The following is a 26,940-nucleotide window of genomic DNA, read 5'->3' as shown; positions in this document are numbered from 1 at the left end:
GTGCTCCTGCCCATGGTTGCAGTGTTGTTGCGTGCAAGCAATTGTCATTGCAAAAAACTATTTAGACCAGCTCATTTCCCGAACGCTGTTGCTGCTCAAACTGCTTAATATTGTTCAAGGTGGTATCGGCAATATTGCCAAGCGCTTCTTCGGTAAGAAAAGCCTGGTGGCCGGTAAAGAGTACATTGTGGCACGCCGACAAACGACGGAAAACGTCGTCTTTAATCACGTCGTTGGATTTGTCCTCAAAGAACAGATCTTTTTCATTTTCGTAGACATCAATACCCAAGGAGCCGATTTTGCTATTTTTCAATGCCTCGATAGCATCTTTCGAGTTGAGCAGCTCGCCACGGCTGGTATTGATGATCATCACGCCATCGCGCATTTTGCCAAACGCCTCGGCATTGAGCATGTGGTAGTTTTCATCGGTCATCGGACAATGCAGGGTGATGACATCGGCCTGGTGGTAGATGTTATCCAGACTGGTGTATTCGACACCCAGTTCAATCGCCACTGGATTCTGGTATGGATCGTAGGCGAGTATATTCATCCCCAGCCCCTTGAGGATACGGATGGTTGCGATACCGATTTTCCCCGTGCCTATTACCCCGACGGTTTTACCGTAGAAGTTGAAGCCAGTCAGGCCCTCCAGTGAGAAGTTGGCATCCCGGGTACGCTGGTAGGCGCGGTGGATACGGCGGTTGAGGCTGAGCATAAGGCCAAGGGTGTGCTCGGCAATGGCTTCAGGGGAGTAAGCAGGAACTCGGACGACCTGAATACCGAGTGATTTGGCCGCTTCGAGGTCGACCTTGTCGTAACCAGCGCAGCGCATGGCGATGAGTTTTACGTGGTTTGCTGCCAGCGCTTCAAGCACCGGTCGGCTCAAGTCGTCGTTGACGAAAGCGCACACGGCGTCGTAACCCTGAACGATTTTGACGGTTTGAGGCGTTAGGCGGAAATCGTAGAAATCGAGCTGATGGTTGTAGTGTTGATTAATCAGCTCGAAGGAGTTCTGGTCATATTTTTTGGTGCTGAAGACTGCAACTTTCATGGATCACCTTTTCGGGTTGACTCTACCTCGGCGATTGCCTTGGACTAGTGTAATTGGTCTTGTTGTTTTGTGACCAAGATAACACTTCCGCCCTGTCCCGAAAAGGTTTGTATGACAATTAAATTTGTAGGGTTATATGTCTGACAGCGATATCCGGCGGTGGCTCAGCGCTTCCATGATCCGGTTGGTGTCGAGGATCTGCATCCACGCTATCAGCTCGGCCTCGGACTCGTTGTCGATCATAAAGGTGGTCAACTGGTCAATTACGACCTGTTTGAGCTGGTCTCCGTTCCATGGTTTGGCGATGTAATAATCCAGGCTGGCGTTGTTCACTGCCTGAACGGTTTCCTCTAGACCTGCCTGGCCAGTCAGCAAGACCTTGCGCGCATTGCAGGACTCTTCCTGGTGCTTGAGCTCGATAAGGAAGTCGATACCGGTTTCGCCGGGCATAATGTGATCACACAGGATCAGTGCCAGCGGCATATGGTCGGCAATAGCATCTGCGAGCACTTCCTTGGCTTCATCGACCGACTCCGCGGCTTCTATTACAAAATATTCTTCCAGCGCACGTAAATCATTAAGCACGCTATCGAGCACTTCCCGCTCATCATCAACGCAAAGGATCAGGTACTTGTTCATAGGCTCTCCTTAGCTGCCTCATCCAAAGGCAACGTGACTATCATTCTGGTAAACAATCCAGGTTCGGATTCGACCCTGATACTGCCATTGTGTTGGTGGATGATCTGCTGGCAGACAGACAATCCAATGCCAAGTCCGAAGTCTCCTTCTCGCTTGGTAGTAAAATTCAGTTCAAAGATCTTTGTCTGCTGGTCCGGCGGGATCCCCTTGCCGTTGTCCTCGACAATGACTTCAATGGCCTGCTGGCCGTTCTGTCCCGAGGTTACCAATCGGGTAATAACCTTTATCTCGCCCGGTTCATCAATGGCGTCAAGGGCATTGGAAATCAGATTGGTCCACACTTGCTGCAAGGCGATGGGCTGGCACTGTATGGGCGGTAGTGGATTGTATTCTTTGATGACATGGTGACGCTTAAGCTTGTTTTCGAAGATCACCAGTGTATCTTCCAGCCCCTCATGAATATCGACAAAGTGTATTGACTCATCGTCTTGCCGCGCATAACTTTTAAGGCTCTTGACCAGATCCGCAATACGTTGGGCACAGACATTGATTGAGCGCAGGAAGTTACCCATCTGGTAATAATTTTCCCATTCGGCCAAAACCTGCGACAGATTATTCTTTTGCGGGAGCAACCATTCTTGGAGGTGGCTATCGTCATCTATTCCCATCTGAACGACCTTGCGGGCTAATTGCCTGTCGCCGAGTGAGTCGGTTAGTCGCTTGGCCCGCTGGCGAGCCTCTGCCGTGGATAGAGGCCGTGACTGCATCGCCTGGTGCATAATGTCATTACCGCGGTCCTGGTTTTCATGGCTCAGCGCGGTTTTGGTAATGCTACCAATGGTCTGTTGGAGGGTATCGCTGCCCCGCAGGATCGCGGATACCGGGTTGTTGAGCTCATGGGCCACGCCGGCTACCAACTGGCCCAACATTGCCATTTTTTCCTTTTCAACCAGCTGGTGGTAAGCCTCATCGAGCGACTTCAGGGTCTGCTGCAGCCGCAATTCGGTTTGGATACTGCCTTTGAGGCGGCGGTTGAAGTTACGTAATAGTAGGTTGGTGAACAGTGGCAGCAGTTCGCTGCGGGAGTTCATGACCTTGTTGAACAGCTCCCGGTCGAGCTTGATCACGTCGGTAGCGCACAAGGTCACACCGGTAGAAAAGGAGTTCTCTCCGGAAATGAATGACATGCCGCCGACGAGATGGCCAGGTCCAGCCCTAACGACCTCATGACGACAGCCATGTTCATCTTTTTTGTACAGCGCAACCTCGCCGCTGGTGATGAACCAGAGGAAGTTATTCGGCTCGCCCTCCTGGGTCAGGATATGGTCGGCACTGTAACTGCGACAGGCCCGGGTTTCATCTTTGCTGGCAAAGAAATCGTGCAGGGCATCAATCACCTGGTTGGCCAGGCTGGTATCGTCGAGGGTATGGCTATGCTGGATAAAACCCGAACGGAAGCGAGACATTTGACGTTCGATATGGGCATTGAGGATCCGGCGGTGATCAAGCAACTGGCTGTACTTGAGCCAATCTTCATCGGGATGTTTCAAAACGAACTGTGTCAACTCCTTGAGCAACACTTGCTTGAGCTCTTGCGAGTTCCAGGGTTTGGTGAGGCAATAGTGCAGCCGGCCCTCGTTCACTGCCTGCATGATGGCATCAAGCTGTGGCATGTCATTGAGCAGCACCGATCGCGCCTGCTTGCTGGCTGGGAACTGATCGAGAGAGACCAGGAAGTTGACCCCCTTGTCTTCGCCCAGCTCATTGTCGCAGATCACCATGGCGACCAGCTGGTTGTTAGTCGCAATATCATCAAGGATCTCATTGGCTTCAGTAATGCTATAGGCATTGTAGATGTCAAAAAGAGAGGCAAAATCTGCCAAATCTCGATTGAGCTTTTCAACTACGAGGGGATCGTCATCCAGACAGACAATCGCAAAATTATTCACCGTTACACCCTTCTTGCTCAGATAACGTTTGCCCAGGTACGCGCAGGCGATAGGGCCAGTAAAACACGTCAAATTATTGCTATATGGCTGTTATATTTAGATACTTTAATCGCAGTGTATAAGATCTAGTCATTCTGGACTGAGAGCCACCCTGCAATCGCGTGAGAATATTATTACCGGTTGTCCAAGGTGTGACTGTGAGCCGATTTGCGGGGAGCACTGGCAAAATATCTTAGAAAATCAATGCATAAATTTATTGTTCAGCAAGCTATGATAGACTGATCTTTTCATCTTCAGATCTGGGACCTAAAAATAATGCTAGGAAAAGTTGGTGCCGTTGGTGGTGCAGTGGCTGTGGCACTGTGTTGGCCGTTTGCCACGGGGCAAATTGGCGAGCGTATTTATCTTGATACGTTTGGGCAGTATGAAAATCCGTATCTTGCTGTGTCCAATGATACCTATCAGCGCGGATACCTGACGTCTGAGGCGGTATCAAAAATCGAGCTAAAGGATGAGCTGAAATTTCTGTTTGAAGATGAAGGCTTACCGACCGTTTGGTTTGTGAAGCACCATGTCAGCCATGGCTTTATGGGAGTCTCCTCGACTAGCGAGCTGGTGGTGGACGATGCGCTCAAGCCAATGACAGCTGCACTGTGGGGAGAAGGGGTCTCTCCTGTTACCTTTACCACTAACACTGCGTTGACACGCAAGACTGATTTTACTTTCCAGATCAATCCAATTAGCGAAAAAGAAGTCAATGGCACCAGTGTTGCCGTAGCTTCGTTTGTCATGCAGGGGACGGTGAATGCTAAGGGGGCAGGCGAGTTTCACTATCAGCTTCCATCCGCCAACCTCACAACGGCAGCCCGCGAAGAGATGGTGCTAAAAGGGCTGAAAGGCGGTGGTAAGGGTTATCTGGACGGGCAGTTCTGGATCGGTGACCAAGCGCTGACGTTGGATGAGGTGCGGTTTGTCGATTTGAACTCCGAGCAGAGCCTGGATGTGGCCGAGCTGGCGGTCGGGATGGAAAATGTGCTTATCCAGCCTGAAGTAGCAGAAGGGCAGGAGAAGCCTGAGCTGCAGCTATCGAATTCCAACCATATCAAGGTTGGCAAAGTTGTGATGCTAGACGGCAGCGAATACCGTAACTTCAACTTCCAAATGGCCTTCTCTGAACTGGATTATCCCTCATTGAGCCGTTTGGGGGATATGACCGATGACTTGGACGAGCCACTCACCGAACAACAGGCGATGGAAGTCTCTGCGGCACTGGATGCGCTGGTAGCCAAGGGCCTTGCATTCTCTATTAACGATTTGAGTGTACTTGCTCCGGAAGGGCAGGTGACCAGCCGCCTGAACATGACCGTCGCTCCTGGGATCAGCAATATTTCCCAGAATATTGGCCAGATTGCGGAGAAGCTAGGGGGGGATCTTCACCTTAGCTTGCCGGTGGAGCTGGTCGAAGCGGATCCGCTGCTTAGTGAGCGGATCGATATGCTGGAGCAGAGTGCGATTGTCGAGCGCAATGCTACCCACTACCTGCTAGATATGCAGATTGAAGGTGACAAGGTTATCTTATCTAACGGTGACCAGCTGCCCTTTGCGATGCTGTTTATGCTTTTCATGTAACCTGCAGTTGCGTGTGCTAGTACGAAAAACCGCCGTTACCAACGGCGGTTTTTTTGTTGGTGCGCCGAGCATGGCGTTGTTCTAGGAGGTGAAAGTCCTCTACGGGCTCAGTCGAGCGAGAACCGTTAGCCTATGCAAGGGTGCCCACCGTGAGGTGGGATCTGAAGGAAGCAAACGGCAAAACTTGGTTGTGACGAACAGAAATCTGATAGTAGGCCAGTACAACTTGGGTAACCTAGCCATATATAGAATAGCCCAATGCCTCGACGGGAAGTGTGTACGGGTAAATCAGGCACAACCAAGGGAAAGAACAACGTCTTACCTCGGGAGATCTTATTAGCTGTCTCGGACGAGACTAGTGCAGCAGTGATGCTGCGTGACGGTTAATAAGAAGTCAGCAGAAGGCATAGTACCTTGGGGAAGTACAACCCAAGGGAAGGCCGGAACTGAATATATCAAGAAGCAGTCATTAGACACTCAATCATGTGGAGTCATAGCAAGATGAACAATATCTCTACGTACCAATGGGCAACACCGCAAGTGACGCTCATGGCCACGAAGAATGACAAGCATGTTTGGCGTAGACAGGAGGACGAGTCTTGGTGACCTCCACTCAGTTGATGGAGCAGATCTGTTCATCAACGAATCTGAACCAAGCCCTGAGAAGAGTAAAGAAGAACAAGGGATGTGCTGGGGTTGATAAACTCGACATAGCAGCCACTATCTCGGTGCTTCGGCAGTCTTCCAATGGGCAAGCGCTCCGCCAGAGCCTTCTGGACGGTAGCTATCAACCCCAACCCGTCTTGGGTGTAGAAATCCCTAAACCTAGTGGGGGAGTGAGGCAGCTAGGTATCCCAACGGTACTTGATAGGATCGTCCAGCAGGCCATCACATCAGTCCTGACAGATATCTACGAACCTAAGTTCTCCAACAGCAGTTACGGGTTCAGGCCCAACCGTAGTGCCCACCATGCTCTGGCGGCAGCAAGCCACTACATCAGGGAGGGGCGGGGTTATGTAGTCGATGTTGACCTAGCGAAATACTTCGATACTGTGAACCACGATAGGCTGATGCACAGGTTATCGAAAGATATCACAGATAAACGGGTACTGAAGCTGATCAGGTCATACCTACAGGCAGGCATAATGCGAAACGGGTTAGTCGAGCAGAGGCAACGAGGGACACCACAGGGTGGCCCATTATCTCCGCTGCTATCAAATATCGTATTAGATGAGTTGGATAAAGAGCTTGAACGAAGAGGGCATAAGTTCTGCCGATATGCAGACGACTGCCAAATCTACGTGCACAGTGAGGAAGCCGCAAATCGAGTAAAAGCCTCGATAACGGAGTTCTTGGAGCAGAAACTGAAACTCACGGTCAACCGGGAGAAGAGTGCAGCAACAAGAGTGACAGAGCGGACTTACTTAGGCCATCGCTTCCAACGAGATGGAAGTATCCATATCTCGAAGACAGCACAAACTCACATGAAGAAGCGAGTGCGTCAAATAACGAAGCGGAATCGAGGACGAGAGTTGAAGACAGTAATAGTCGAACTAACTCAATATCTAAGAGGTTGGCAACACTACTTCAAGCTCGCCATGCGGAAAAGCGCGATGCAGCGCTTGGATGAATGGATAAGACGGCGCTTACGGTGCTACCGACTCAAGCAGCGAAAACGCAGACACAGCATAGCGATATGGTTACGCCAAGAAGGCGTAAACGAGCGCAATGCGTGGAAGCTAGCGATGTCAGAGAAAGGATGGTGGCATCTGGCTTTATCGCCGCAGCTCAATCAGGCCATGCCAACGAAACGGTTCAAGGAGATGGGCATGTACTCATTGCGAGATGGGTACGAGTCACTGAAAATATATTCGGAACCGCCGTATGCGACCCACGCTTGTACGGTGGTGTGAGAGGACGGAGGCCGTGAGGCCTCCTCCTACTCGATTGCGCCGAGCATGGCGTTGTTCTAGGAGGTGAAAGTCCTCTACGGGCTCAGTCGAGCGAGAACCGTTAGCCTATGCAAGGGTGCCCACCGTGAGGCGGGATCTGAAGGAAGCAAATGGCAAAACTTGGCCGTGACGAACAGAAATCTGATAGTAGGCCAGTACAACTTGGGTAACCTAGCAACATATAGAATAGCCCAATGCCTCGACGGGAAGTGTGTACGGGTAAATCAGGCACAGCCAAGGGAAAGAACAACGTCTTACCTCGGGAGATCTTATTACCTGTCTCGGGCGAGACTAATGCAGCAGTGATGCTGTGTGATGGGAAATAAGAAGTCAGCAGAAGGCATAGTACCTTGGGGAAGTACAACCCAAGGGAAGGCCGGAACTGAATATATCAAGAAGCAGTCACTAGACACTCAATCATGTGGAGTCATAGCAAGATGATCAAAATCTCTACGTACCAATGGGCAACACCGCAAGTGACGCTCATGGCCACGAAGAATGACAAGCATGATCGGCGTAGACAGGAGGACGAGTCTTGGTGACCTCAACTCAGTTGATGGAGCAGATCTGTTCATCAACGAATCTGAACCAAGCCCTGAGAAGAGTGAAGAAGAACAAAGGGTGTGCTGGTGTCGATAAACTCGATATAACAGCGACTATCTCGATGCTTCGGCAGTCTTCAAATGGGCAAGCGCTCCGCCAGAGCCTTCTGGATGGGAGCTATCAACCCCAACCTGTTCTGGGTGTAGAAATCCCTAAACCTAGCGGGGGAGTTAGGCAACTAGGTATCCCAACAGTACTTGATAGGATAGTCCAACAGGCTATCACCTCAGTACTGACAGATATCTATGAACCGAAGTTCTCCCACAGTAGTTACGGGTTCAGGCCCAACCGTAGTGCCCACCATGCATTGGCGGCAGCAAGCCACTACATCAGGGAGGGGCGGGGTTATGTAGTCGACATTGACCTAGCGAAATACTTCGATACCGTGAACCACGATAGACTGATGCACAGGCTATCGGAGGATATCACGGACAAACGGGTACTGAAGCTGGTCAGGTCATACCTACAGGCAGGCATAATGCGAAACGGGTTAGCCGAGCAGAGGCAACGAGGGACACCACAGGGTGGACCATTATCTCCGCTGCTATCAAATATCGTATTAGATGAGTTGGATAAAGAGCTTGAGCGAAGAGGGCATAAGTTCTGCCGATATGCAGATGACTGCCAAATCTACGTGGGCAGTGAGGAAGCCGCGAACCGAGTAAAAGCCTCAATAACGGAGTTCTTGGAGCAGAAACTGAAACTCACGGTCAACCGTGAGAAAAGTGCGGCAACAAGAGTGACAGAGCGGACTTACCTAGGCCATCGCTTCCAACGAGGTGGAATTATCCATATCTCGAAGAGAGCACAAACTCATATGAAGAAGCGAGTGCGTCAAATAACGAAGCGGAATCGAGGGCGAGAGTTGAAGACAGTAATAGTCGAACTCACTCAATACCTAAGAGGATGGCAACACTACTTCAAGCTTGCCATACGGAAAAGCGCGATGCAGCGCTTAGATGAATGGATAAGGCGGCGCCTACGGTGCTATCGACTCAAGCAGCGCAAACGCAGACACAGTATAGCGTCATGGTTACGCCAAGAGGGCGTAAGCGAACGCAATGCGTGGAAGCTAGCGATGTCAGAGAAAGGATGGTGGCACTTGGCTTTATCGCCACAGCTCAATCAGGCCATGCCAACGAAACGGTTCAAGGAGATGGGCATGTACTCATTGCGAGATGGGTACGAGTCACTGAAAATATATTCGGAACCGCCGTATGCGACCCACGCTTGTACGGTGGTGTGAGAGGACGGAGGCCGCGAGGCCTCCTCCTACTCGATTCAAATCTTCCTCAATCCTGTGCGGGTAACCGGGTTTGCGCCAAGATAGGTCATGCCTATTGATAAAATTGCTCATTTCAATTTAGTAATTTCAAGGAAATAGACGACACTTATATCAAAAGGAGGTGAGCCCGGAGTGGGACCACCAATTTGAAAAATTATGGTCTGGGCAGTCAGCAACGAGGTGGATTGCTCCGGCAAGCATGAATTAGGGGGATGTATGGAGTCGTTGAAGGTGAAGGATTATATGAATGTGCGTCCGGTGACATTCGAACCCAAAATGTCTCTTTCTAAGGCACTGGACAAACTACTCTCTTCAAAACAAATCGGTGGTCCGGTTGTTAATGAGACCCATCATGTCGTGGGTTTCCTTTCCGAGCAGGATATGATCCACAAGCTACTCAAGGTAGGGTATTACTGCCAAGATACGCACACGGTTGAAGAATGCATGCGGCCAGATGTGCTGACCGTCTCGCCTGAGGATTCAATTATCGAATTGGCTGACATCATGGCCGGGCAGAAGCCGAAAATCTATCCGGTTGTCGACAATGGCCGCCTGGTTGGGGTGATCACAAGACGGGATGTGCTGACAGCCATAAGTAACCAAATCGTAGATTGTTTCAAGCATCCGGTTTAGTTGACGAAGCCGCAAAGAACATAGAAAGGCGCCTCGAGCGCCTTTTTCGTATCTACCACGCAAGGAATGTTTGTGCCTAGACAAAGCCAATCCCGCCAAGAAGCGAACATATCACGACAAATACCCAAAAAAGAGGCCAAGTTTGTCACCGGATCGCCAATGAAGCATATTGTGGTGATGTCTAGTACCGGAGCCGTTGGCCTGATGGCCCTGTTTCTGGTGGATCTGCTCGATATGTTTTTCATCAGCTTGCTGGGAGAAGTCGAATTAGCCGCAGCGATTGGTTTTGCTGGGACACTGGTGTTTTTTACGACTTCCGCTTCCATCGGTACGTCTATTGCTATGGGGGCGCTGGTGTCGCGTTCGTTGGGAGCCGACCAGCCTGAGCAGGCTCGGGTAATGACAATAAACATCATGATATTTGCCGTTATTTTTAGTGCGGTGCTGGTGTTCTTTATGCTTGGCAACCTGCAAGCGCTGTTGGCGATGATAGGAGCCAAAGGGAAGGTTGCCGAGGCGGCGACCGATTACCTTACGATACTGATGCCCAGTGCGCCGGTTGTCGCGGTGTCGATGGCCGCCGGTGCGGCACTCAGAGGAGTCGGGGATGCCCGGCGTTCGATGTATGCCACTATCATCGGGGGAGGGGTGAATGCGGTGTTTGATCCCCTGCTCATCTTTGGCTTCTCAATGGGCGTTGAAGGGGCCGCAGCGGCCTCTGTGTTGGCGCGGGTGGCTGTGATGATATTCTCGATCCATGCTGTGATTATCCACCATGATCTGGTTGCCCGCCCGCGGCTCGGCGCTTTTCTGTCTTCGGTTCTCCCGGTCTCAGCGATTGCCTTTCCGGCAATACTAACCAATACCGCCACACCGATCGGCAACGCTATCGTGACCAGCAATATCGCCCAGTTTGGTGAGAGCTTTGTTGCGGGCTATGCGGTAATTGGCCGGATCATGCCGGTTTGCTTTGCACTGGTTTTCTCGTTATCCGGGGCAATCGGCCCTATCATCGGGCAAAACTTTGGCGCCGGCCGCTGGGATCGTATCCTGCGCTCGCTGTCGGATGCGCTTAAGTTCGTGACGGGTTATTGTGTCGCGGTCTCTATTCTGCTTTGGCTGGTGCAGGATTGGTTGGTTGCCATCTTCAGCCTGGAAGCGGAAGCCGCAAGTCTGATCTCGGTCTTTTGTACCTACATCGCCATTACGTTTATCTTCAATGGTGCGATGTTCGTCGCCAATGCCGCTTTTAACAACCTCAATCGCCCGACCTGGTCGACAATGCTCAATATGGGCAAGGCGACCCTGGGGACGATTCCGTTTGTCTGGATCGGGGGGAACCTTGGCGGGGCGGCTGGGGTGCTGATTGGACAGGCGGCGGGAACGATTGTGTTTGGGATCGTCAGTGGCCTGCTGGTGGTCAGCCAGGTTCGAAAAATGGCTATCGAACATGAGCAGCAGCAGGCAGAGCCGGAAATACTAGAGCCGAGTGTGCCTCTGACCCCGTTCTGTTCGTCACGGACCTATATGGGGCATGAAGATGTCATAGAGGAGAGCTTGGCGAGCGATACCAAGGCCTGAATTTGGTTTTTCAGTAAGTCAATTGTTAAAAAGAGTTATATTTCACTGGTTTATTGATCTGTTCCGGTGAAATTTCCTACCTATAGACGCACAATCACTTAATCTAGATTTTGACCGGTAGGCAGAAGCGCTACCGGTGCTTCTGCGCCTGCTGAATGATGACTTCCATGGATTTGCCTAAACCAGCAGCGACAGACGCCAGATTTTGTGTTTTTAAGGGAATAATGTAAACATGCGTCAATATCTTAGGGTGATCATACCCGTTCTCATCCCCCTCATCATTCTGATGCTGCCGGCATCAGCGTTTCCAGTCGAAGGGTTAACCATTGTCCAGCAGCGGGTTATTGCCATTTTCTTGCTGGCGGCCTTGTGCTGGGTGCTGGAGCCAATACCGATTTATGCCACTTCCGTAGTGATTATCGTGTTGGAACTTTTGCTCCTCTCCGATAAAGGCTTGTATTTGTTCCGGGGCGCTGAAGGGCAGCCGCATTTTGGTGAGCTGCTGAACTACAGTGATATTATGGCAACCTTTGCCAGCCCGATCATTATGCTGTTCCTCGGTGGTTTCTTCCTCGCCATGGCTGCCACCAAATACCGCCTCGATGTCAACTTGGCCCGGGTGTTGCTAAGGCCTTTCGGTACCCAGCCGAAGTACGTCATGTTTGGCCTGATGCTGATCACTGCCATTTTCTCCATGTTTATGTCGAATACGGCGACCACGGCCATGATGCTGTCGATTCTGGCCCCAGTGATAGCCCTGTTTGGCGCCAAGGACCCGGGCAAAATCGCCTTTGCTCTGTGTATCCCGGTCGCTGCCAACATTGGTGGTATCGGTACTCCAATTGGTACCCCGCCCAATGCGATTGCCTTGAAGTACCTGACTGGCGACAACATGATCACCTTTGGTGAGTGGATGTTCTTCGGTGTGCCGTTTGTTGCGGTGATGCTGGTCTTTGCCTGGGTGCTGATCAATGCGCTTTACCCGGCCAAACAGGAAAAAATCGAGCTGACCATCAAAGGGAAGTTCTTGATGACACCGAAGGCGATCACAGTTTACGTGACTTTCGCCCTGACGATCATTCTATGGTTGATGGGATCGGCCCACGGCATGAACTCATATACCGTAGCCCTGATCCCGGTGGCGGTGTTCTCGCTAACCGGTATTATCAACAAGGAAGATCTTAAAAAGATCTCGTGGGATGTGCTGTGGCTGGTCTCGGGGGGGATTGCCCTCGGCTTGGCGCTGGATCAGACCGGACTGGCCAGACTGATGGTGCACAGCATCCCGTTCGATAGTTTCTCGCCATACATCGTCCTTGGTGGCTCGGCGCTGCTGTGTCTGGTCATGGCTAACTTCATGTCGCACACCGCAACGGCCAACTTGCTGATGCCGATCATGGCGGCATTGGGTACCTCCATGGTCTCGCTGGTGCCGCTTGGCGGTGAGATCACCCTGATTTTGGTGGTCACTTTCGCAGCCTCGCTGGGGATGTCCTTGCCAATCAGTACCCCGCCGAATGCCCTGGCGCATGCCACTGGCCATGTCCAGAGTAACCAGATGGCCCGTGTTGGGGTGATCATCGGGGTTGTCGGTGTGGTGCTGAGCTTTGCCATGATTTGGCTTCTGCACCTGATTGACCATATCTAAGAGAGTCGCCATGCATCAACCTAAAGCCATGCAGCGGATCATTGATGTGTACTTTCGTGATCCCGCCCGGACCGAAGCGGTTAAGGCCGGCACCCAGGTGCTGGTTCAGGATGGTTATAACGACAAGCTCTACTGGGTGAAAAAAGGCGAGCTGTCTGGCTACCTCAAGAACGAAGCCGATGTAACGGCAAGAGTGTTCAGGGTCGAGCAGGGCATGTTTTTCGGTGTCCACAGTTTCTTTGCCCAGACACTGATGGCGTCGACCACGGTGGTGGCGGAAAAAGACAGCGAAATCGCCTGGATCGATCTCAAAACCCAGCCGGTCGAGCCCGAAACTTTCGGCTCGTTGGCTGAGCAGTTCATGCCGGTTATGGTCCATGAACTGGCCCAGCGCCAGATGATGACCGGGTTGCAGGCGATTGAGAAAGAGAAGGCGCTGCAAAAGCTTTATGCTGCGGAGCAGATGACGACCTTGGGCCAGCTGGCCGCTGGCATAGCCCATGAACTCAACAATGCGGTTGGGGTGCTAAGCAGTAAAACCGAGGGCTTGCAGCAGGGGATCTGTCGCTTCCTGGAAGAAAACAAGCCGGAAGTCAGTCCGTTTCTTGATCTGGGGATTTGCGATGGCCAGGCTGTTACCTCGGCACAGGCCCGCAAGCGCGCCAAGCAGCTAGAGCAAGATCTGACGCTCCAGCGGGATCAGGCCAGGCAATTGGCCCGGGCAGTACCGGTAGGGGACATTCCGAATTACTGGCTCGATAATCTCGACGAAGCCTTGCAGTACTGGGATATCGGCCGCGACCTGCATGATATGAAGCTGGCTGCCAAGCATGCCGCCAGTATCGTCCGCTCGGTGAAACAGCTCGGTGGCACAGACAATGCGCGCCAGCCCGAGGTTGATGTTAACGATACGATCCACAAGTCCCTGGCCTTGCTGCAAAGCAATCTGAGGCGAGTCAATGTGGTACTGCGCCCGGCGGTGCTACCCACGATGACCGCGAGCACGACCGAGCTGGTGCAGGTGTGGGTCAATATCATCAAGAATGCGTGTGATGCGATGGAGCATACGGCCGAGCCGCAGATCGAGATCATCACGCGCCATTCGAAAAACCGCTTGCTGATCACCATCAGCAACAACGGGCCGATGATCGATGAAGCGACGCGGCGCAAAGTGTTTCAACCCAACTTCACCACCAAGAAAGGAGGGTTGTCGTTCGGATTAGGGCTGGGCCTCTCGATAGTACAGCGGATAGTCAACAGTTATGGTGGCACCATTGCACTGAAGAGCGACCTGGAGAAAACAAAATTTCGTATCAAACTGCCAATCGCGTAAGGGAATGGTTATGGAAAAACTAAACATCATCTGCGTAGATGATCAGAGGGAAGTACTAAGCGCTGTATTGAAAGATTTATCACCTTTGAATGATTTCTTTCATGTCGAAGATTGTGAATCGGCGGATGAGGCGCTTGAATTGATGGACGAGCTGGATGCCGAAGGCGAGTTCATTGCTTTGGTGATCTCAGACCATGTTATGCCGGGCAAAACCGGGGTCGAGTTGCTGACTGAGGTTTCGCAGGATAGCCGCTTCCACAAAACCAAGAAGGTCTTGCTGACCGGACAGGCGACCCATCAGGACACCATTGCGGCAATAAACCGCGCCCGCATCGAGAGCTATTTCGAAAAACCTTGGAAAGCTGACAGCCTGCTGACAACAGCCAGGAGCTTAATCACCGAGTACATCTTTGATATGGGGATGGACTACCAGCCTTGGATGGAGATCCTTGATAATGGTGTGGTGTTTAGGCGCCTAAGTTAAGGTTTTAGCTAAAGGCTTAGCCAAGGGCTAGTAAAACTAAAAAGCAGGCTTTTGTGCCTGCTTTTTGTATCTTGAAGTCGCTTGGGTATATTTAAGCCGCCACAATATTGTTTCTGACCAAGCCGCGCTTGATATTGCGGCACATTTTGCCAAAGCGAGAAATGTCGTCGAAGTCCGGCGAGTCACCCCGCTCCAATATACATTCCCAGTAAGACACTTCAGACTCGAGCAATTCCATCAGTTTTTTCGGGCAGCCAATACAGCTGTTGTCCGGGCCACAGACAAAGGTGTCGGGATCATACAGCGGCAGCTCTTGCTTAACTTGTTCGATGATCAGTTGCATCGCGGTGCGGCGATCGGGTTTCTTAGCCATAGTCGGTGCTGGATGTAGGGGAACAGGAGGGCAGAGGGTATATAACATGGGAGGGGGATGTCCATAGCCAATTAGTGGTTTTGTTTATTGCTAGCAAGTGGGGCTCTTTGTGTATCTTACGACTTGACCTTGGACTTAGCTCCAAGGTTTATAGTTACAGTATGGTGATGCTAATCACTATCAATAACGAAAAGGAGAAGGCCATGTGTGCCCAATGCAATAATAAGAAGTTACATGTTCATGCGGACAAAGCTGCCAGCTTTGGCCAGCCATCGGTTGTGGTTGAAAATAACAGCCCGGAACCGTGCTGTGCATCAAGCAGCTGCCAATCAACACAAACCTCATCAATTACGCAAGAATCGGAGCTGTCGCCGGGCGATGATGATCCTGCCTCCGGAGCCTCCAAAGGGTGTTCAGTTAATAAAATCACTTCCGCAGAGGCAGCGGCCAAATTGTCATGTTGCAGCTCAGGTAGTTGTGATAGTTCAGCGACGGATGAACCTACCCCCGATGACCTTGCTCCCGCTCCTCATAGCACGACATTAAGTTGGAAAGTCGAAGGCATGGACTGTCCAAGTTGTGCTAATAAACTCGAAAGGGCCATTAACGGCTTAGAGGGTGTTGCTTCGGCGAAAGTGATGTTTGCCACTGAAAAATTGGTCGTCAACTGCCAATCTGCTGCGATGTCGGAGGAGATTGTAGCGAAAACCCGCGAAGCAGGCTTTATTCTCTATACCACTGACAATACACCTGAAGACAGCAAGCGGATGAGTTTATTCCGAGAGATCCTGCCCGTATTGACGATAGCGGTGATGATGCTGGTTTCTTTTTTGCTCAACCAGCAGTCTCAAGCCATGGGGTTAGCTGCCTTTACCGCAACGACGCTGGTGGGTTTGCTCCCTATCGCCCGCAAGGCTGTCAGGTTGGCCAAGAGTGGCACCCCATTCTCCATCGAAACCTTGATGAGCGTGGCGGCTATCGGCGCGCTGTACCTGGGGGAAACGGCGGAAGCGGCGATGGTGTTGCTGCTGTTTTTGATCGGTGAGCAACTGGAAGGTTACGCGTCTGCGAAAGCCAGAAGTGGGGTGAAAGCACTGATGGCCTTGGTGCCGGAAAAAGCCAGCCGAGTATTGCCGGACGGTCGCAAAGAGCAGGTCTCGGCGAGTGAGCTTAAACCTGGCGATATTATTGAAGTTGCGCCGGGCGGCCGGTTGCCCGCTGATGTCGAGTTGATGGATGCGGCGGCCAGCTTTGATGAAAGTGCCTTGACCGGCGAATCCGTTCCGGTAGAGCGTTTACCTGGTGAGCAGGTGATGGCTGGTGCTTTGGTGGCCGATAAAGTGGTGCGCCTGAGGATTATTTCCGAGCAGGGCGAGAATGCCATCGACCGCATCTTGCATTTGATTGAGGATGCCGAATCGCGCAAGGCTCCACTGGAGCGCTTTGTCGACCGGTTCAGCCGCTGGTATACCCCTGCGATGATTGTGCTGGCCGCTCTGGTGGTCGTCATTCCACCGATGTTGTTCGGGCAGGCGTGGGACGAGTGGTTATACAAAGGCCTCACACTATTGCTGATTGCCTGTCCGTGTGCCTTGGTAATTTCCATTCCGGCGGCAATTACTTCAGGTCTGGCGGCGGCAACACGTCGAGGTGCTCTGATTAAAGGCGGGGCTGCCCTCGAGCAGTTAGGCAAGATTGAAACGGTGGCATTCGACAAGACCGGTACCCTGACCGAAGGAAAACCGGTGATGACGGATATTGTCAGCTGGGATGGCGATGAAGCCCGCTTGCTGCGCCAGTCGGCTGCGGTAGAGATGGGATCAGCCCACCCTCTGGCACAAGCTGTGGTCAATGCTGCTCAAGCACGCGGTTTGGATGTTGAAGAAGCGCAGGAGCGCCAAGCGTTGCCGGGCCGCGGGATCCAGGGCAATTGCCAGGGTGATACCCTGATGCTGCTAGCTGCCGACCGTCTACCACTGGGCATTACGCTGACCGCGCAGCAGGCTGAGCAAGCCCATGAGCTTGAAGGCCAAGGAAAGACCTTGGTGGTCGTGTTGCGTAACCAGCAACCTGTCGGGTTGATTGCCTGGCGTGACAACTTGCGCGAAGACAGTGCCAAGGCGGTAGAGCAACTCAAAGCGATGGGCATCCACTCCGTTATGCTAACTGGTGATAACCCGCGTGCCGCGGCGGCGATTGCCGGTGAAATAGGGATTGCCTTTGAGGCGGGACTGTTGCCTGAAGACAAAGTGAAGCATGTCGAGCTGGCCAACCAACGTACCAACGTCGCTATGGTTGGCGATGGCATTAACGATGCGCCTGCGATGAAAACGGCGTCGATTGGTATTGCGATGGGTGGGGGCACCGACGTGGCATTGGAAACGGCCGATGCGGCTCTGACCCATAACCGTGTCGCTGAGTTGCCGATGATGATCGCGTTGTCGAAAGCAACGCTGGCCAATATCAAGCAGAATGTGTTCTTGTCGCTGGGTCTGAAAGGGGTTTTCCTGATCACCACCTTGCTGGGGATGACGGGACTTTGGGTGGCGGTGCTGGCCGACAGCGGGGCCACCGCGCTGGTGACCCTCAATGCTCTTCGCCTGTTGAAGTTCAAGCTTAAGGACTAAACCGGTAATGATAGTCAAAAGGCACCCTCGGGTGCTTTTTGACAGTTTGAGTACCATGGCTTGTAAGTGTCCCCAAACATCAACGTACGCTGATAGCTGTTTCAAGCGACAAATGCAATTATCACCAAGTCCAAGGAGAGGAGCCATGCTCGAGTTAAAGATCCCGCCGTTATTGCTGTTCAATATCTTTGCGGCCGCGATGTTACTGCCGGCAGATTACCCGATTAAACTGGATAACGAAGGCTTTTGGGCAGGCAGCCTACTGATAGCCATCGCAATGGCGATAGCACTGTCAGCAACGATGACCTTCAGGCGGGCCAAGACCACGGTTAATCCCTGCCGGTTTGATAATGTCAATGCATTGGTGACTTCCGGTGTGTTCGGGTACTCAAGAAACCCGATGTATCTTGCCATGGCTATCGCCCTGTTGGGTGTTGGCTTGATAGTGGGCACAGTGGTTACGGCCGTGTTGGTGGTTGTCGGATTCGTCATTTATATGACGAAGTTTCAAATATTGCCAGAGGAGCGGTTGTTGGCCGAGCTGTTCGGCGCAGAGTACCGCCGGTACTGTCAGCAAGTACGGCGCTGGGTTTAGGCTATCCCAATTGTGTTCACTCTACTCGCTAAGGAGAGGAAAGTAGCTCAATTTCGCTAATTGTTGTTGGCCTCATAAAGTGCGTAAGCGAAAGCGGTTACTCTTGCCTATCACCTTTCATGGAGGCTAATAATGATGAAAACAGAAAAAAATAAGACAATCGCCATTGTTTCAGCAATCTTTTTCTTCATCGGACTCGCGGCATTTAATATTAGCGGGCTCGGTATTGTTCCGATATTTATTGTGGTGATTTCCTTTTTTACGTCACTGATACACGGCTGGCTGTATCTTTCCGGGCATAAAGAGACCGATGTTTTCACAGCCTATCAGGATGGCGCCAAAACCAAGGCGAAGGCGCTACATTCGGGCTTCAAAGGAAAAGCCGGTAAGGAGTAATGGTTTACTTCAACAGTCTATCTGCCGTTTACAGCGTGAAGCCCTAAAGCGGCAGGGGGAGATTTGCTGGTGCAGGCATCATAGCCCCCTGGTGGCATTGTTTGGTTACGAGCAAGAGCCACAGCAAAAACCGGGTTCACCGTGTTTCTTTGTTGTTTTAGTCTTTTCGGACTCTTGACGTTCGCTGGAAGCAGGTTGCTCAATAAACGTCTTATCTTCGGCTTTTTCGTTATCTTTCTTAAAGATCTTGGTAAATGAAATGGCCATTCTACTTCTCTCCTAGTGGTCTTGTGTGATGCAGCTTATAAGTTGTATTTTTTATATATGTTATAGTTTACCCAAGATGACTGTCAATGATTAAGATGGAGGGAAGAATGTTTGGGTTGTTACTAGCATTGCATATTATTGCCGCAACTATTTGGACTGGCGGGCATATTGTATTGTCGCTGGTAGTCTTGCCGTCGGTGTTAAAAAATCGCAATCCACAGCAGTTGCTGGATTTTGAGCAGGTATACGAAAAAATCGGTATGCCAGCGTTGATCATCCAGGTTGTTACAGGACTCATGCTGGCATACAGAATGCTACCGGATATCACCCTATGGTTTGATACCAGCATTCCTTTAGCTCATGGGATCATGGCTAAACTTTTGCTGCTGGCACTAACCGTACTATTTGCGCTGGACGCAAGATTTAGAGTGATACCGAAATTGTCTCAGGCGAATCTGTGGGATATGGCGTGGCATATTATCCCGGTTACGGTGATTTCTGTGCTGTTTGTTTTGGTTGGTGTCTCTTTCCGGGTTGGCTGGCTGGTATGATAGGAGGATGCTGAATCGTTTAACAGGTGCAGTAATAGAGAGAGAAGGAGTCATGAACACAACGGATGTTATGCATGCTTACAACAAGCATGAAAGAAAGGTTATCAATGATCTCGATGGAAAGGTGATTGATACGGATGGTGTGATTAAATTTGTTTCTGATAACCCCGAAGGGAGTTACATCTCTTTTTACGGTCTCAACGAGCAATCCGCCAAGGCTGCTATTGAACGGGAAGTGGCTTACTTTTCTCAATTGGGTAAAGCATTTGAATGGAAGACTTATTGCACAGACTTACCGCAGAATATTGGTGAGCTGTTACTGAGCAATGGCTTTGAGCAACAAGAGTCAGAATCCTTTATGGCGTTAGAACTGTCAACCGTCTCTGGGCGTGAGGTTGATGACAGCCGGATAGTTGAAGTGTTTGATGCCAAAGGGATCAGAGATGCTGTCTGCGTGCAGGAGCAGGTCTGGGGCGGAAATTTCGATTGGCAATATACCCATCTGCTCAATATGAAGACCCAAACCCCGGATAATATCGCTATCTACGTTGTGTATGACGACGGCAAACCGGTAACCTCGGCCTGGATAGTTTATAACGATGAGAGTCCGTTTGCGGGGATCTGGGGAGGTAGTACTATCGCTGAATACCGGGGAAGGGGACATTACTCGTTATTGCTCAACAAGCGAATCAACGAAGCGAAAAAGAGGGGCAAACAATATTTAATTATTGATGCTTCTGAGATGAGTCGCCCCATTGTTGCAAAGCATGGCTTTGTCTTTGTCTCAACAACCACGCCCTATATCTTTGAGCCGGGCAAGCAGCCATAGAGATTGGATGGGGCATCCTTTTGCAGGATGCCTGTTTGTTATGCCGAGTTATCCGGCGGCCAGCCAGATGCCGACGCCCATCATCAGCGAACCGGCAATCCGGTTTAGCATCTGTACGTTGCCACGCTGTTGCAGAAAACGGCGCAGTGTACGCCCCCCGCTTGCATACAGCAGCAGGCAGCTGAATTCGGTGATTAGGATAATGCTGATCAGCACCGACAGCTGTGGTAACAGGGCGTTGCCGGTATTGATGAACGGGGGCAGCAGCGAAATCATAAATGCCCATCCCTTTGGATTGGCAATGGCCGTAACAAACCCCTGTATGGCCAATCCGACCGCAGAGGTATCCACTTCCTCATCGATATTATCCGGAATTGCGAGCTTGCCCCTAGAGCGCCACATCTGGATCCCCAGCCAGAACAAATAGCCGCCACCGAGATATTTTAGTAGCAGGAACATTGCAGGGTAGTTGAGCATAATGGCTGCCACACCTACCACAGAAGCGATGGAAACCAATGCGACCCCGATCAGCTCCCCCCACATCATCGGCAGGCTTCTGCGAACCCCAATCGTCATACCCAGCGTCATCGATAGCGTCATGCACATTCCAGGCGTAACCGAGACGAAAAAGAAAGTAGGAATAAAAACAGCCAAAATGGCGAAGTCGATCATCAATTAACATCCTTGCGGTTAACTATACTGACGGGGCAACGAGAATAATTGAAAAAATATTATCAGTTAACTCAATAACAAAAAATAGTGTGATAAGCCGCACGGGCAAACGTTTTTTGGTGATCTGTGTCACTTTATCATGAAACATGAAATTAATGTAATTTCGCTTACTGTGACTGCGATCACTCAAATGCTAATTTTTATCAGCTATCGTAATTAAGTGTTTACGAACTCTTATTATGAATAAACGGTTTATACCCAAGTGATTACCAGATAGCTGACTCAGCGCTGGGATCTTCATGTTGAAGCCATTTGGGTATAAACAAAACTAATCAGCCGCTGGCCTCAATTTCCCTACCAGGCGGCAACAATAGAAAGGATATGATTATGTCTGACAACGCAGTATTCCATTTGGGTGTGAACAAAGCAGATCTTAACGGTGCAGAGCTAGCCATTATTCCTGGTGACCCGGCACGAGTTGAAAAAATCGCAAACCTAATGGATAACCCTGAGTTTCTAGCAAGCTCTCGTGAATACACGGTGTACCGCGCTAAGTTGGATGGTAAGTCTGTTGTTGTTTGTTCTACCGGTATTGGCGGCCCGTCTACGTCAATTGCTGTTGAAGAGTTGGCACAGCTGGGTGTGCGTACGTTCCTTCGTGTCGGTACAACCGGTGCTATCCAGCCGCACATCAACGTAGGCGATATGATCGTAACGACGGGTTCTGTCCGTCTAGATGGCGCAAGCTTGCACTTCGCCCCAATGGAGTTCCCTGCGGTAGCTGATTTCGATGTGGCTACAGCAATGAAAGCGGCATGTGATGCCGATGGTGCGACCGTTCACACAGGCGTAACCGCATCAAGTGATACGTTCTACCCAGGTCAGGAGCGTTACGACACATTCTCTGGTCGTATTGTCCGTCGTTTCCAAGGCTCGATGAAAGAGTGGCAGGAAATGGGCGTGCTTAACTTCGAAATGGAATCAGCAACGCTGCTAACCATGTGTGCAAGCTCAGGCCTTCGTGCCGGCTGTGTTGCTGGTGTTATTATCAACCGCACTCAGAAAGAAATTCCGGATCACGCAACGTTGAAAGAAACAGAAGCGCGCTCTATCAAGGTTGTGGTTGAAGCAGCCCGCCGTATGCTTGCTGAGTAATCGGTTATTACCCAGCCGGATACCGAGTAGAGAAGCCAGCTCAATTGAGCTGGCTTTTTTTTACTTCCAATAACCGCACATGCAGCGGCTGTCGTTTGGTACCTTGTATCTGGTTTCACTTGCATAAATATACTGGCGATATTTTGCTCATGCAGGGTACTGTGCCCAAGCAGGTTGCTGTTACATAAGCAAGGTCTGGGTAACATTTGAAATAAACTGTTGTTGGTATTGTTGCATCTATGGCGCATGTTTCTGTCGGTAATGAAAATGAACAGGCTCCATTACGTGACCCTGAGTCCATAGTTATTGGCAGCGACAGCTTTTATCAGTTTCTTTAAGTAACAAAGAAACCATTTTGCCAACAGTGATCTGCTTGCAGGAAATCAAAATTTAGTAAAAAGTTGATTGTGATATTGATTCCGAACTTAACTTACTGTTATGAATTACTTTTCACTTCATTCCGGATGGTTATTCAAGGCGGTTTGATTAATTGTTTTACTGAAAAATTTTACTGTGACTACGATCTATTTTACTTAAAATTTTACTCGTTATTATTTCCTCCGCTAATAAACAAGCTTGTTATATGTAAATAAAAAAGCGCCTGCCAGCCAATACAAGAATCGCACAGATCACGGCGGCGGGTGACATCGGGGGATTTTTTAATGACTTTTCGTAAAACGTGTTTAGCCGTGTTGATTGGTTCCGTCGTGGCATTGGCGGGGTGTAATAGCAGCAGTAGCAAATCAGAAAAAGAGGCCGGATTACCGAGCAACGATTTTATCAATGTGATCGACAGAAGTGGCGCGCCAGAGTACCTGCGCGATTATGACGAATACAGCAACTTGAAGTTTAACGCGTTTGTTGACAACGGGGCCTGGCACGGTCACTTGCTACCGGCAGATGAGCAAGGCTATGGCACCTTTGGCGGTATCATGCAGGTGACCCAGGAGTATGCGCATTTCATGTCGGGCCAGACATTCGACAAACTTCACATTACCGATACCATCAGCGGCGAGACGATTGATCTTTCCGCAGCCGAAGCCAAGGTCTACAGCACGCCGGGGGCGCTGGTACAGATCTTGAAGACCGATAAGCTTGAAGTGCAGATGGTGCTTCGCTTTGTCACCGATCGAACCTCGTTGGTTGAAACCAAACTGACTAACCTGACGAGTCAGGACATGGATCTGCAATTGTTGTGGGACGGTGAGCTGCTGCAAAAGGCGCGCTCGACACCGGGTTACGAAAACCAGACCGTTGACCAGATGTATCCGGAATACAATCGCCAAATCCACGCCACGGATAATGGCCTGAAAATCACTTTCGGTGACATGAAAGGCAACTGGGCAATTCGTAACGATGATGACAGTGAGTTCCGTATTGCCCGCTCGGTCAGCACCCAAACACATGTGATGCCAAACGAAATCTCGTACGCCTCTGTTGGCCACCAGCCGCTGTCAGCAAAGGGCACTGCGAGCATCTACACCACTTATTCCCACCTGCACAACGGTGCTGAGGTAACGAAAGAAACAGGCAAAGTAACGGATATTCTCAACAACCCGCAGCCATACATGATAGCTGCCGATGAGCGTTGGGCGGGTTACCTGTCATCGGGCATGGTCAACGGTCAGGCGACCGATGAACAGGCGCGGGTTGGCGTAAAAGCCATTATGACCCTTAACGGTAACTGGCGTTCGGCTGCCGGTGATGTCCATCAGGCAACGGTGACGCCATCGGTAACGGCGCGTTGGTTCTCCGGTAACCTCACCTGGCCTTGGGATACCTGGAAACAGGCTTACGCCATGGCGCACTTCAACCCAGATGTGGCCATGGACAATATCCGCACGGTATTTGAATACCAGGTGCAGGAAGACGATCCGATCAGGCCGCAGGACAAAGGCTACCTGCTTGATGTCGTCACGTATACCTTGCCGGAAAACCGCTGTGGTGCCGGCTCCGAGAACTGGAACGAGCGTAATACCAAACCTTCCCTGGCGGCTTGGTCGGTGATGGAAGTGTATAACGCGCTTAAAAACGAGTTCGACCGTCCGGCAGATGCCCAGGCCTGGATTGATGAGATGTATCCTAAGCTGGTGGCTTATCACGATTGGTGGCTGACCAACCGAGACCATAACGGCAACGGGGTGCCGGAGTATGGTGCGGCAGTGGACCCGGCGCATAATACCGATGATGGCCACATGTATGTGTGGGTTAAGACCGATGATGATTTGGTAGGTGCTGTCGGCCAGGGAAATATCCTTGAGCAAAAAGGAAATGAATACAAAGTAAAAGGAGTGGATAGCTACAACACCATCCTTGATAAAGTGATCTACCAGGAGCTGCATGTGGGTGCTCAGGAAGCCGCTGGCTGGGAATCCGGCATGGATAACGCCGCCCGCTTTGGCTTTATTTCAGCCGAGCAGCTTCAAGCGTACGCCGATGTCCAGCACGGCGGTGATGTGGAAGCGGCGAAGAAAGACTGGGAAGTGCGCTTCGCCGAGAACCGTGGCAGTAACGATGAGCTGCTGGGCTTCTCGATGCTGCAGGAGTCAGTAGACCAAGCGTCGTACATGTATTCCGACAATAAGTACTTGGCGCAAATGGCGACCCTGGTGTCAGCCAATGTTCCCGGCAAACAGCGCGGCCAGGAGTTCCTCGACGGCGCGGCGGCCATCAAGGACTACATCAATACCTGTATGTTTGATGCCAACACCGAGTTCTACTACGACATCCACCTGAATGTCGACCAGGACGGCAACCCAGCACCAGTAATGAAAAACGGCATTGCCTGCGCCGGTGAGCCGATTGTCGAGCGCGGACGCGGTCCTGAGGGCTGGGGGCCGTTGTTCAATGGTGCCGCGACCCAGGAGCTGGCGGATAAAGTGGTACGGACCATGATGGAGCCGGAGGAGTTCAACACTTCTGAAAAGTATATTGGTGAGGGGATTTCACTGCCGACGGCTTCGCAAACCAACCCGGCTTACCATGCTGACATCTACTGGCGAGGCAGGGTATGGCTAGACCAATTCTACTTCGGTGTGCGTGCGATGGAGCAATACGGTTATGGCAGCGAGGCGGTGCATATGGCCAATGAGCTGTTTGCCAACGCCGAAGGGATGACTGAAGACGGTGCGATCCGCGAAAACTACAACCCGGAAACTGGTGCGGTACAGGGGGCCACGAACTTCTCTTGGAGTGCTGCCCATATGTATATGCTTTACAGAGAGTTTTTTAAGAACTAATCGCCCTGCCTGACAGCAGATAAAATGAAAGCCAGCTCCTGCGAGCTGGCTTTTTGTTTGCAGCAATACGTTGTACAAACGCTTGTTTAGTCGAAGCTCTTGGTATGCAGGCTTCGCCGAGTATATTCATTCCACTCTTCGGTTAGTATTGAATAGGTGAGAGTACTCGAGGTGCGCGTATACAAAGGAATATAGACTTCACCGTGTTCATTGGTTTTGTATACTCTCCCGCGGTTAGCTGGATTACTGACGCTTACTCTGGCATTGACAGCCGGTTTGCCATTTTCAGTGACTTTCACCCAGCTACCTACTTGGGTGTCGATAATTCGGATATCAGCAAAAGCGAGTGAGCTAGCAGATAGCATCAGCGCTGCGATACTTGCTTGTTTGAATGTCATGTAAACCTCTCAGACAACTTACCCTGACATTGTTGTATTGCCACCTTCATCATTGATCACACTGGCAAGCAAAAGAAGGTGATGTCTGGTTTCGATGGAATAGCCAATCGCGTCGGTAGATAGCTGCTAGAGATCAGTATAGATAAGGTCACCCACTCCAGAAAGAAACCCGCTGCTCTTGCAATCACTGTGATTACCCCGTGCCAAACGCATCGTGAGCAATGCCGTTGTGGGTCAATTGGGTTCAGGGACAAATTTTGTAACAGAAGGAGTGATGGATTTTTGAACTTGCTATTTGAGCTCGATGATAACCGGGCATATAGTTAATACATACCGACCGTCGGTCGGTCAGTGTGAGGCAGGGTATGTCGAGAGTCGTCAAGTCGCCGCAGGAGCGGCGGGCAGAGTTCATCGCCGCGGCCAATGAGCTGTTTTTTTCCAAGGGGTATGCCAATACCTCGGTCAACGATCTCATCCAGCATGTGGGGGTGTCCAAAGGGGCGTTCTATCACCATTTCGATTCCAAGCAAGCGGTGCTGGAAGCGTGGAGCGATGACATGCTGGCGCAATATCGCCAGGTGATCGGTGGACTGGTGGATGATCCTAACCTCAGTGCCCTGACCAAGTGGGCACTCTTGCTGCGTCGTACCAACCAATGGGAAATCGGCCAGAAGGCAATCATGCTGGGCTTTGTCAAAATCATCAATATGGATGAAAACCTACAGCTAAAACATAACTTCATGCAAAAGGTCAGTGCGTTGCTCGCCGGTTACTACGAAGCTATCTTGCGCCAGGGATCTCAAGAGCAGGTGTTCGATGTGCCTTTTCCGGCGGTGACGGCCAGATTGATGGTGACTGTGCTCAACGGTTTTTCTGAAGCCCTCACCCGAAAAATGCTGCAAGCCGAGCATATCCAAGATCTGTTTGACGGTGTCGTGGATGAAGTGAAAGCCACCCAGCAAATACTGGAAAGGATGGTCGCGGCAAAGGCTGGCAGCATGCCTTTGATTGATGACGAGTTGCTGCGGGCTTGGTTCACAGGGGAATAGAG

The 26,940-nt window shown here is 51.0% G+C and carries 23 protein-coding genes; 16 read left to right on the top strand and 7 right to left on the bottom strand.

The features are described 5' to 3' along the window. Window positions 1–61: 61 nt before the first annotated feature. The 3 genes from PTW35_RS12035 to PTW35_RS12025 form a co-directional block, all read right to left on the bottom strand. Window positions 62–1,051, bottom strand: a complete 990-nt coding sequence (locus PTW35_RS12035; RefSeq protein ID WP_281025187.1) for a 2-hydroxyacid dehydrogenase — start codon at window positions 1,049–1,051, stop codon at window positions 62–64. A 132-nt stretch (window positions 1,052–1,183) separates the two neighbouring features. Continuing rightward, window positions 1,184–1,690, bottom strand: a complete 507-nt coding sequence (locus PTW35_RS12030) for a response regulator (protein ID WP_281025186.1) — start codon at window positions 1,688–1,690, stop codon at window positions 1,184–1,186. Next, window positions 1,687–3,639 carry an ATP-binding protein gene (locus tag PTW35_RS12025; protein ID WP_281025185.1) on the bottom strand — a complete coding sequence of 651 codons (1,953 nt, stop codon included), beginning with the start codon at window positions 3,637–3,639 and terminating at the stop codon, window positions 1,687–1,689. Before PTW35_RS12025 ends, PTW35_RS12030 begins: the two co-directional genes overlap by 4 nt. Before the next feature lie 315 nt (window positions 3,640–3,954). On the opposite strand from PTW35_RS12025, the gene PTW35_RS12020 reads away from it, so the two are divergent. From PTW35_RS12020 to PTW35_RS11985, 8 genes are all read left to right on the top strand, one after another. Next, a complete protein-coding gene (locus PTW35_RS12020) occupies window positions 3,955–5,268 on the top strand; it encodes a DUF945 family protein (RefSeq protein ID WP_281025184.1) in 1,314 nt (437 codons plus the stop codon). A 620-nt stretch (window positions 5,269–5,888) separates the two neighbouring features. Continuing rightward, the gene (gene ltrA, locus PTW35_RS12015) at window positions 5,889–7,181 is read left to right on the top strand and encodes a group II intron reverse transcriptase/maturase (protein WP_348637735.1); all 1,293 of its coding nucleotides are present in this window, start codon (window positions 5,889–5,891) and stop codon (window positions 7,179–7,181) included. A 595-nt stretch (window positions 7,182–7,776) separates the two neighbouring features. Beyond that, window positions 7,777–9,069, top strand: coding sequence for a group II intron reverse transcriptase/maturase (gene ltrA, locus PTW35_RS12010; protein ID WP_348637736.1), 1,293 nt, complete (start codon window positions 7,777–7,779; stop codon window positions 9,067–9,069). Between the two features lie 255 nt (window positions 9,070–9,324). Further along, the gene (locus tag PTW35_RS12005; protein ID WP_044623789.1) at window positions 9,325–9,741 is read left to right on the top strand and encodes a CBS domain-containing protein; all 417 of its coding nucleotides are present in this window, start codon (window positions 9,325–9,327) and stop codon (window positions 9,739–9,741) included. 177 nt (window positions 9,742–9,918) lie between these two features. Next, window positions 9,919–11,322 carry an MATE family efflux transporter gene (locus tag PTW35_RS12000; RefSeq protein ID WP_281027499.1) on the top strand — a complete coding sequence of 468 codons (1,404 nt, stop codon included), beginning with the start codon at window positions 9,919–9,921 and terminating at the stop codon, window positions 11,320–11,322. Between the two features lie 232 nt (window positions 11,323–11,554). After that, window positions 11,555–12,970, top strand: coding sequence for an SLC13 family permease (locus PTW35_RS11995; protein ID WP_281025183.1), 1,416 nt, complete (start codon window positions 11,555–11,557; stop codon window positions 12,968–12,970). Between the two features lie 10 nt (window positions 12,971–12,980). After that, window positions 12,981–14,303, top strand: a complete 1,323-nt coding sequence (locus tag PTW35_RS11990) for an ATP-binding protein (RefSeq protein ID WP_281025182.1) — start codon at window positions 12,981–12,983, stop codon at window positions 14,301–14,303. 10 nt (window positions 14,304–14,313) lie between these two features. Continuing rightward, window positions 14,314–14,787 carry a response regulator gene (locus PTW35_RS11985; protein ID WP_044623786.1) on the top strand — a complete coding sequence of 158 codons (474 nt, stop codon included), beginning with the start codon at window positions 14,314–14,316 and terminating at the stop codon, window positions 14,785–14,787. Window positions 14,788–14,878: 91 nt separating this feature from the next. Here the strand turns inward: PTW35_RS11985 and PTW35_RS11980 are convergent, their stop codons facing one another. Further along, window positions 14,879–15,160, bottom strand: coding sequence for a hypothetical protein (locus PTW35_RS11980; protein ID WP_281025181.1), 282 nt, complete (start codon window positions 15,158–15,160; stop codon window positions 14,879–14,881). Between the two features lie 203 nt (window positions 15,161–15,363). Between PTW35_RS11980 and PTW35_RS11975 the strand changes: the two genes are divergently transcribed. The 3 genes from PTW35_RS11975 to PTW35_RS11965 all read left to right on the top strand — a co-directional run bounded on the left by PTW35_RS11975 (window position 15,364) and on the right by PTW35_RS11965 (window position 18,778). Further along, the gene (locus PTW35_RS11975; RefSeq protein ID WP_281025180.1) at window positions 15,364–17,787 is read left to right on the top strand and encodes a zinc/cadmium/mercury/lead-transporting ATPase; all 2,424 of its coding nucleotides are present in this window, start codon (window positions 15,364–15,366) and stop codon (window positions 17,785–17,787) included. 145 nt (window positions 17,788–17,932) lie between these two features. Then, window positions 17,933–18,382 (top strand): isoprenylcysteine carboxylmethyltransferase family protein, encoded by a 450-nt coding sequence (locus tag PTW35_RS11970; protein WP_281025179.1) that lies wholly within the window; start codon window positions 17,933–17,935, stop codon window positions 18,380–18,382. Window positions 18,383–18,514: 132 nt separating this feature from the next. After that, window positions 18,515–18,778 (top strand): hypothetical protein, encoded by a 264-nt coding sequence (locus tag PTW35_RS11965; protein ID WP_281025178.1) that lies wholly within the window; start codon window positions 18,515–18,517, stop codon window positions 18,776–18,778. Window positions 18,779–18,883: 105 nt separating this feature from the next. Here PTW35_RS11965 and PTW35_RS11960 read toward each other — a convergent pair whose 3' ends face one another. Next, entirely contained in the window at window positions 18,884–19,045 is a 162-nt protein-coding gene (locus PTW35_RS11960; protein ID WP_082060648.1) for a CCGSCS motif protein, read from the bottom strand. A gap of 107 nt (window positions 19,046–19,152) precedes the next feature. Here PTW35_RS11960 and PTW35_RS11955 point away from each other — a divergent pair, with 107 nt between their 5' ends. Beyond that, window positions 19,153–19,596, top strand: a complete 444-nt coding sequence (locus PTW35_RS11955) for a CopD family protein (RefSeq protein WP_281027498.1) — start codon at window positions 19,153–19,155, stop codon at window positions 19,594–19,596. 7 nt (window positions 19,597–19,603) lie between these two features. Next, window positions 19,604–20,425 carry a GNAT family N-acetyltransferase gene (locus PTW35_RS11950; protein ID WP_281025177.1) on the top strand — a complete coding sequence of 274 codons (822 nt, stop codon included), beginning with the start codon at window positions 19,604–19,606 and terminating at the stop codon, window positions 20,423–20,425. A gap of 48 nt (window positions 20,426–20,473) precedes the next feature. Here the strand turns inward: PTW35_RS11950 and PTW35_RS11945 are convergent, their stop codons facing one another. Beyond that, window positions 20,474–21,097, bottom strand: coding sequence for a LysE family translocator (locus tag PTW35_RS11945; protein WP_044623779.1), 624 nt, complete (start codon window positions 21,095–21,097; stop codon window positions 20,474–20,476). A gap of 387 nt (window positions 21,098–21,484) precedes the next feature. Here PTW35_RS11945 and udp point away from each other — a divergent pair, with 387 nt between their 5' ends. Together udp and ygjK are read left to right on the top strand one after the other, a co-directional pair. Further along, entirely contained in the window at window positions 21,485–22,252 is a 768-nt protein-coding gene (udp, locus tag PTW35_RS11940; protein WP_044623778.1) for a uridine phosphorylase, read from the top strand. Between the two features lie 662 nt (window positions 22,253–22,914). Next, window positions 22,915–25,491 carry an alpha-glucosidase gene (gene ygjK, locus PTW35_RS11935; RefSeq protein WP_281025176.1) on the top strand — a complete coding sequence of 859 codons (2,577 nt, stop codon included), beginning with the start codon at window positions 22,915–22,917 and terminating at the stop codon, window positions 25,489–25,491. Between the two features lie 86 nt (window positions 25,492–25,577). Here ygjK and PTW35_RS11930 read toward each other — a convergent pair whose 3' ends face one another. After that, window positions 25,578–25,889: a hypothetical protein gene (locus PTW35_RS11930; protein ID WP_281025175.1), complete on the bottom strand. Its 312-nt coding sequence runs from the start codon at window positions 25,887–25,889 to the stop codon at window positions 25,578–25,580. A 365-nt stretch (window positions 25,890–26,254) separates the two neighbouring features. Here PTW35_RS11930 and PTW35_RS11925 point away from each other — a divergent pair, with 365 nt between their 5' ends. Next, window positions 26,255–26,938, top strand: coding sequence for a TetR/AcrR family transcriptional regulator (locus PTW35_RS11925; protein WP_281025174.1), 684 nt, complete (start codon window positions 26,255–26,257; stop codon window positions 26,936–26,938). Window positions 26,939–26,940 lie beyond the last annotated feature (2 nt).

It is taken from the genome of Photobacterium sp. DA100 (assembly GCF_029223585.1).
Classification (GTDB): Bacteria; Pseudomonadota; Gammaproteobacteria; order Enterobacterales; family Vibrionaceae; genus Photobacterium.
This window is presented reverse-complemented; position numbering and strand designations above follow the sequence as displayed.

What these genes read in the sequence shown, in the direction of transcription:
- PTW35_RS12035 (WP_281025187.1), bottom strand. Translation starts at nt 1,051, where the DNA reads ATGAAAGTTGCAGTCTTCAGCACCAAAAAATATGACCAGAACTCCTTC.
- PTW35_RS12030 (WP_281025186.1), bottom strand. Translation starts at nt 1,690, where the DNA reads ATGAACAAGTACCTGATCCTTTGCGTTGATGATGAGCGGGAAGTGCTC.
- PTW35_RS12020 (WP_281025184.1), top strand. Translation starts at nt 3,955, where the DNA reads ATGCTAGGAAAAGTTGGTGCCGTTGGTGGTGCAGTGGCTGTGGCACTG.
- ltrA (WP_348637735.1), top strand. Translation starts at nt 5,889, where the DNA reads ATGGAGCAGATCTGTTCATCAACGAATCTGAACCAAGCCCTGAGAAGA.
- ltrA (WP_348637736.1), top strand. Translation starts at nt 7,777, where the DNA reads ATGGAGCAGATCTGTTCATCAACGAATCTGAACCAAGCCCTGAGAAGA.
- PTW35_RS12005 (WP_044623789.1), top strand. Translation starts at nt 9,325, where the DNA reads ATGGAGTCGTTGAAGGTGAAGGATTATATGAATGTGCGTCCGGTGACA.
- PTW35_RS12000 (WP_281027499.1), top strand. Translation starts at nt 9,919, where the DNA reads ATGTCTAGTACCGGAGCCGTTGGCCTGATGGCCCTGTTTCTGGTGGAT.
- PTW35_RS11995 (WP_281025183.1), top strand. Translation starts at nt 11,555, where the DNA reads ATGCGTCAATATCTTAGGGTGATCATACCCGTTCTCATCCCCCTCATC.
- PTW35_RS11990 (WP_281025182.1), top strand. Translation starts at nt 12,981, where the DNA reads ATGCATCAACCTAAAGCCATGCAGCGGATCATTGATGTGTACTTTCGT.
- PTW35_RS11985 (WP_044623786.1), top strand. Translation starts at nt 14,314, where the DNA reads ATGGAAAAACTAAACATCATCTGCGTAGATGATCAGAGGGAAGTACTA.
- PTW35_RS11980 (WP_281025181.1), bottom strand. Translation starts at nt 15,160, where the DNA reads ATGGCTAAGAAACCCGATCGCCGCACCGCGATGCAACTGATCATCGAA.
- PTW35_RS11975 (WP_281025180.1), top strand. Translation starts at nt 15,364, where the DNA reads ATGTGTGCCCAATGCAATAATAAGAAGTTACATGTTCATGCGGACAAA.
- PTW35_RS11970 (WP_281025179.1), top strand. Translation starts at nt 17,933, where the DNA reads ATGCTCGAGTTAAAGATCCCGCCGTTATTGCTGTTCAATATCTTTGCG.
- PTW35_RS11965 (WP_281025178.1), top strand. Translation starts at nt 18,515, where the DNA reads ATGATGAAAACAGAAAAAAATAAGACAATCGCCATTGTTTCAGCAATC.
- PTW35_RS11960 (WP_082060648.1), bottom strand. Translation starts at nt 19,045, where the DNA reads ATGGCCATTTCATTTACCAAGATCTTTAAGAAAGATAACGAAAAAGCC.
- PTW35_RS11955 (WP_281027498.1), top strand. Translation starts at nt 19,153, where the DNA reads ATGTTTGGGTTGTTACTAGCATTGCATATTATTGCCGCAACTATTTGG.
- PTW35_RS11950 (WP_281025177.1), top strand. Translation starts at nt 19,604, where the DNA reads ATGCTGAATCGTTTAACAGGTGCAGTAATAGAGAGAGAAGGAGTCATG.
- PTW35_RS11945 (WP_044623779.1), bottom strand. Translation starts at nt 21,097, where the DNA reads ATGATCGACTTCGCCATTTTGGCTGTTTTTATTCCTACTTTCTTTTTC.
- udp (WP_044623778.1), top strand. Translation starts at nt 21,485, where the DNA reads ATGTCTGACAACGCAGTATTCCATTTGGGTGTGAACAAAGCAGATCTT.
- ygjK (WP_281025176.1), top strand. Translation starts at nt 22,915, where the DNA reads ATGACTTTTCGTAAAACGTGTTTAGCCGTGTTGATTGGTTCCGTCGTG.
- PTW35_RS11930 (WP_281025175.1), bottom strand. Translation starts at nt 25,889, where the DNA reads ATGACATTCAAACAAGCAAGTATCGCAGCGCTGATGCTATCTGCTAGC.
- PTW35_RS11925 (WP_281025174.1), top strand. Translation starts at nt 26,255, where the DNA reads ATGTCGAGAGTCGTCAAGTCGCCGCAGGAGCGGCGGGCAGAGTTCATC.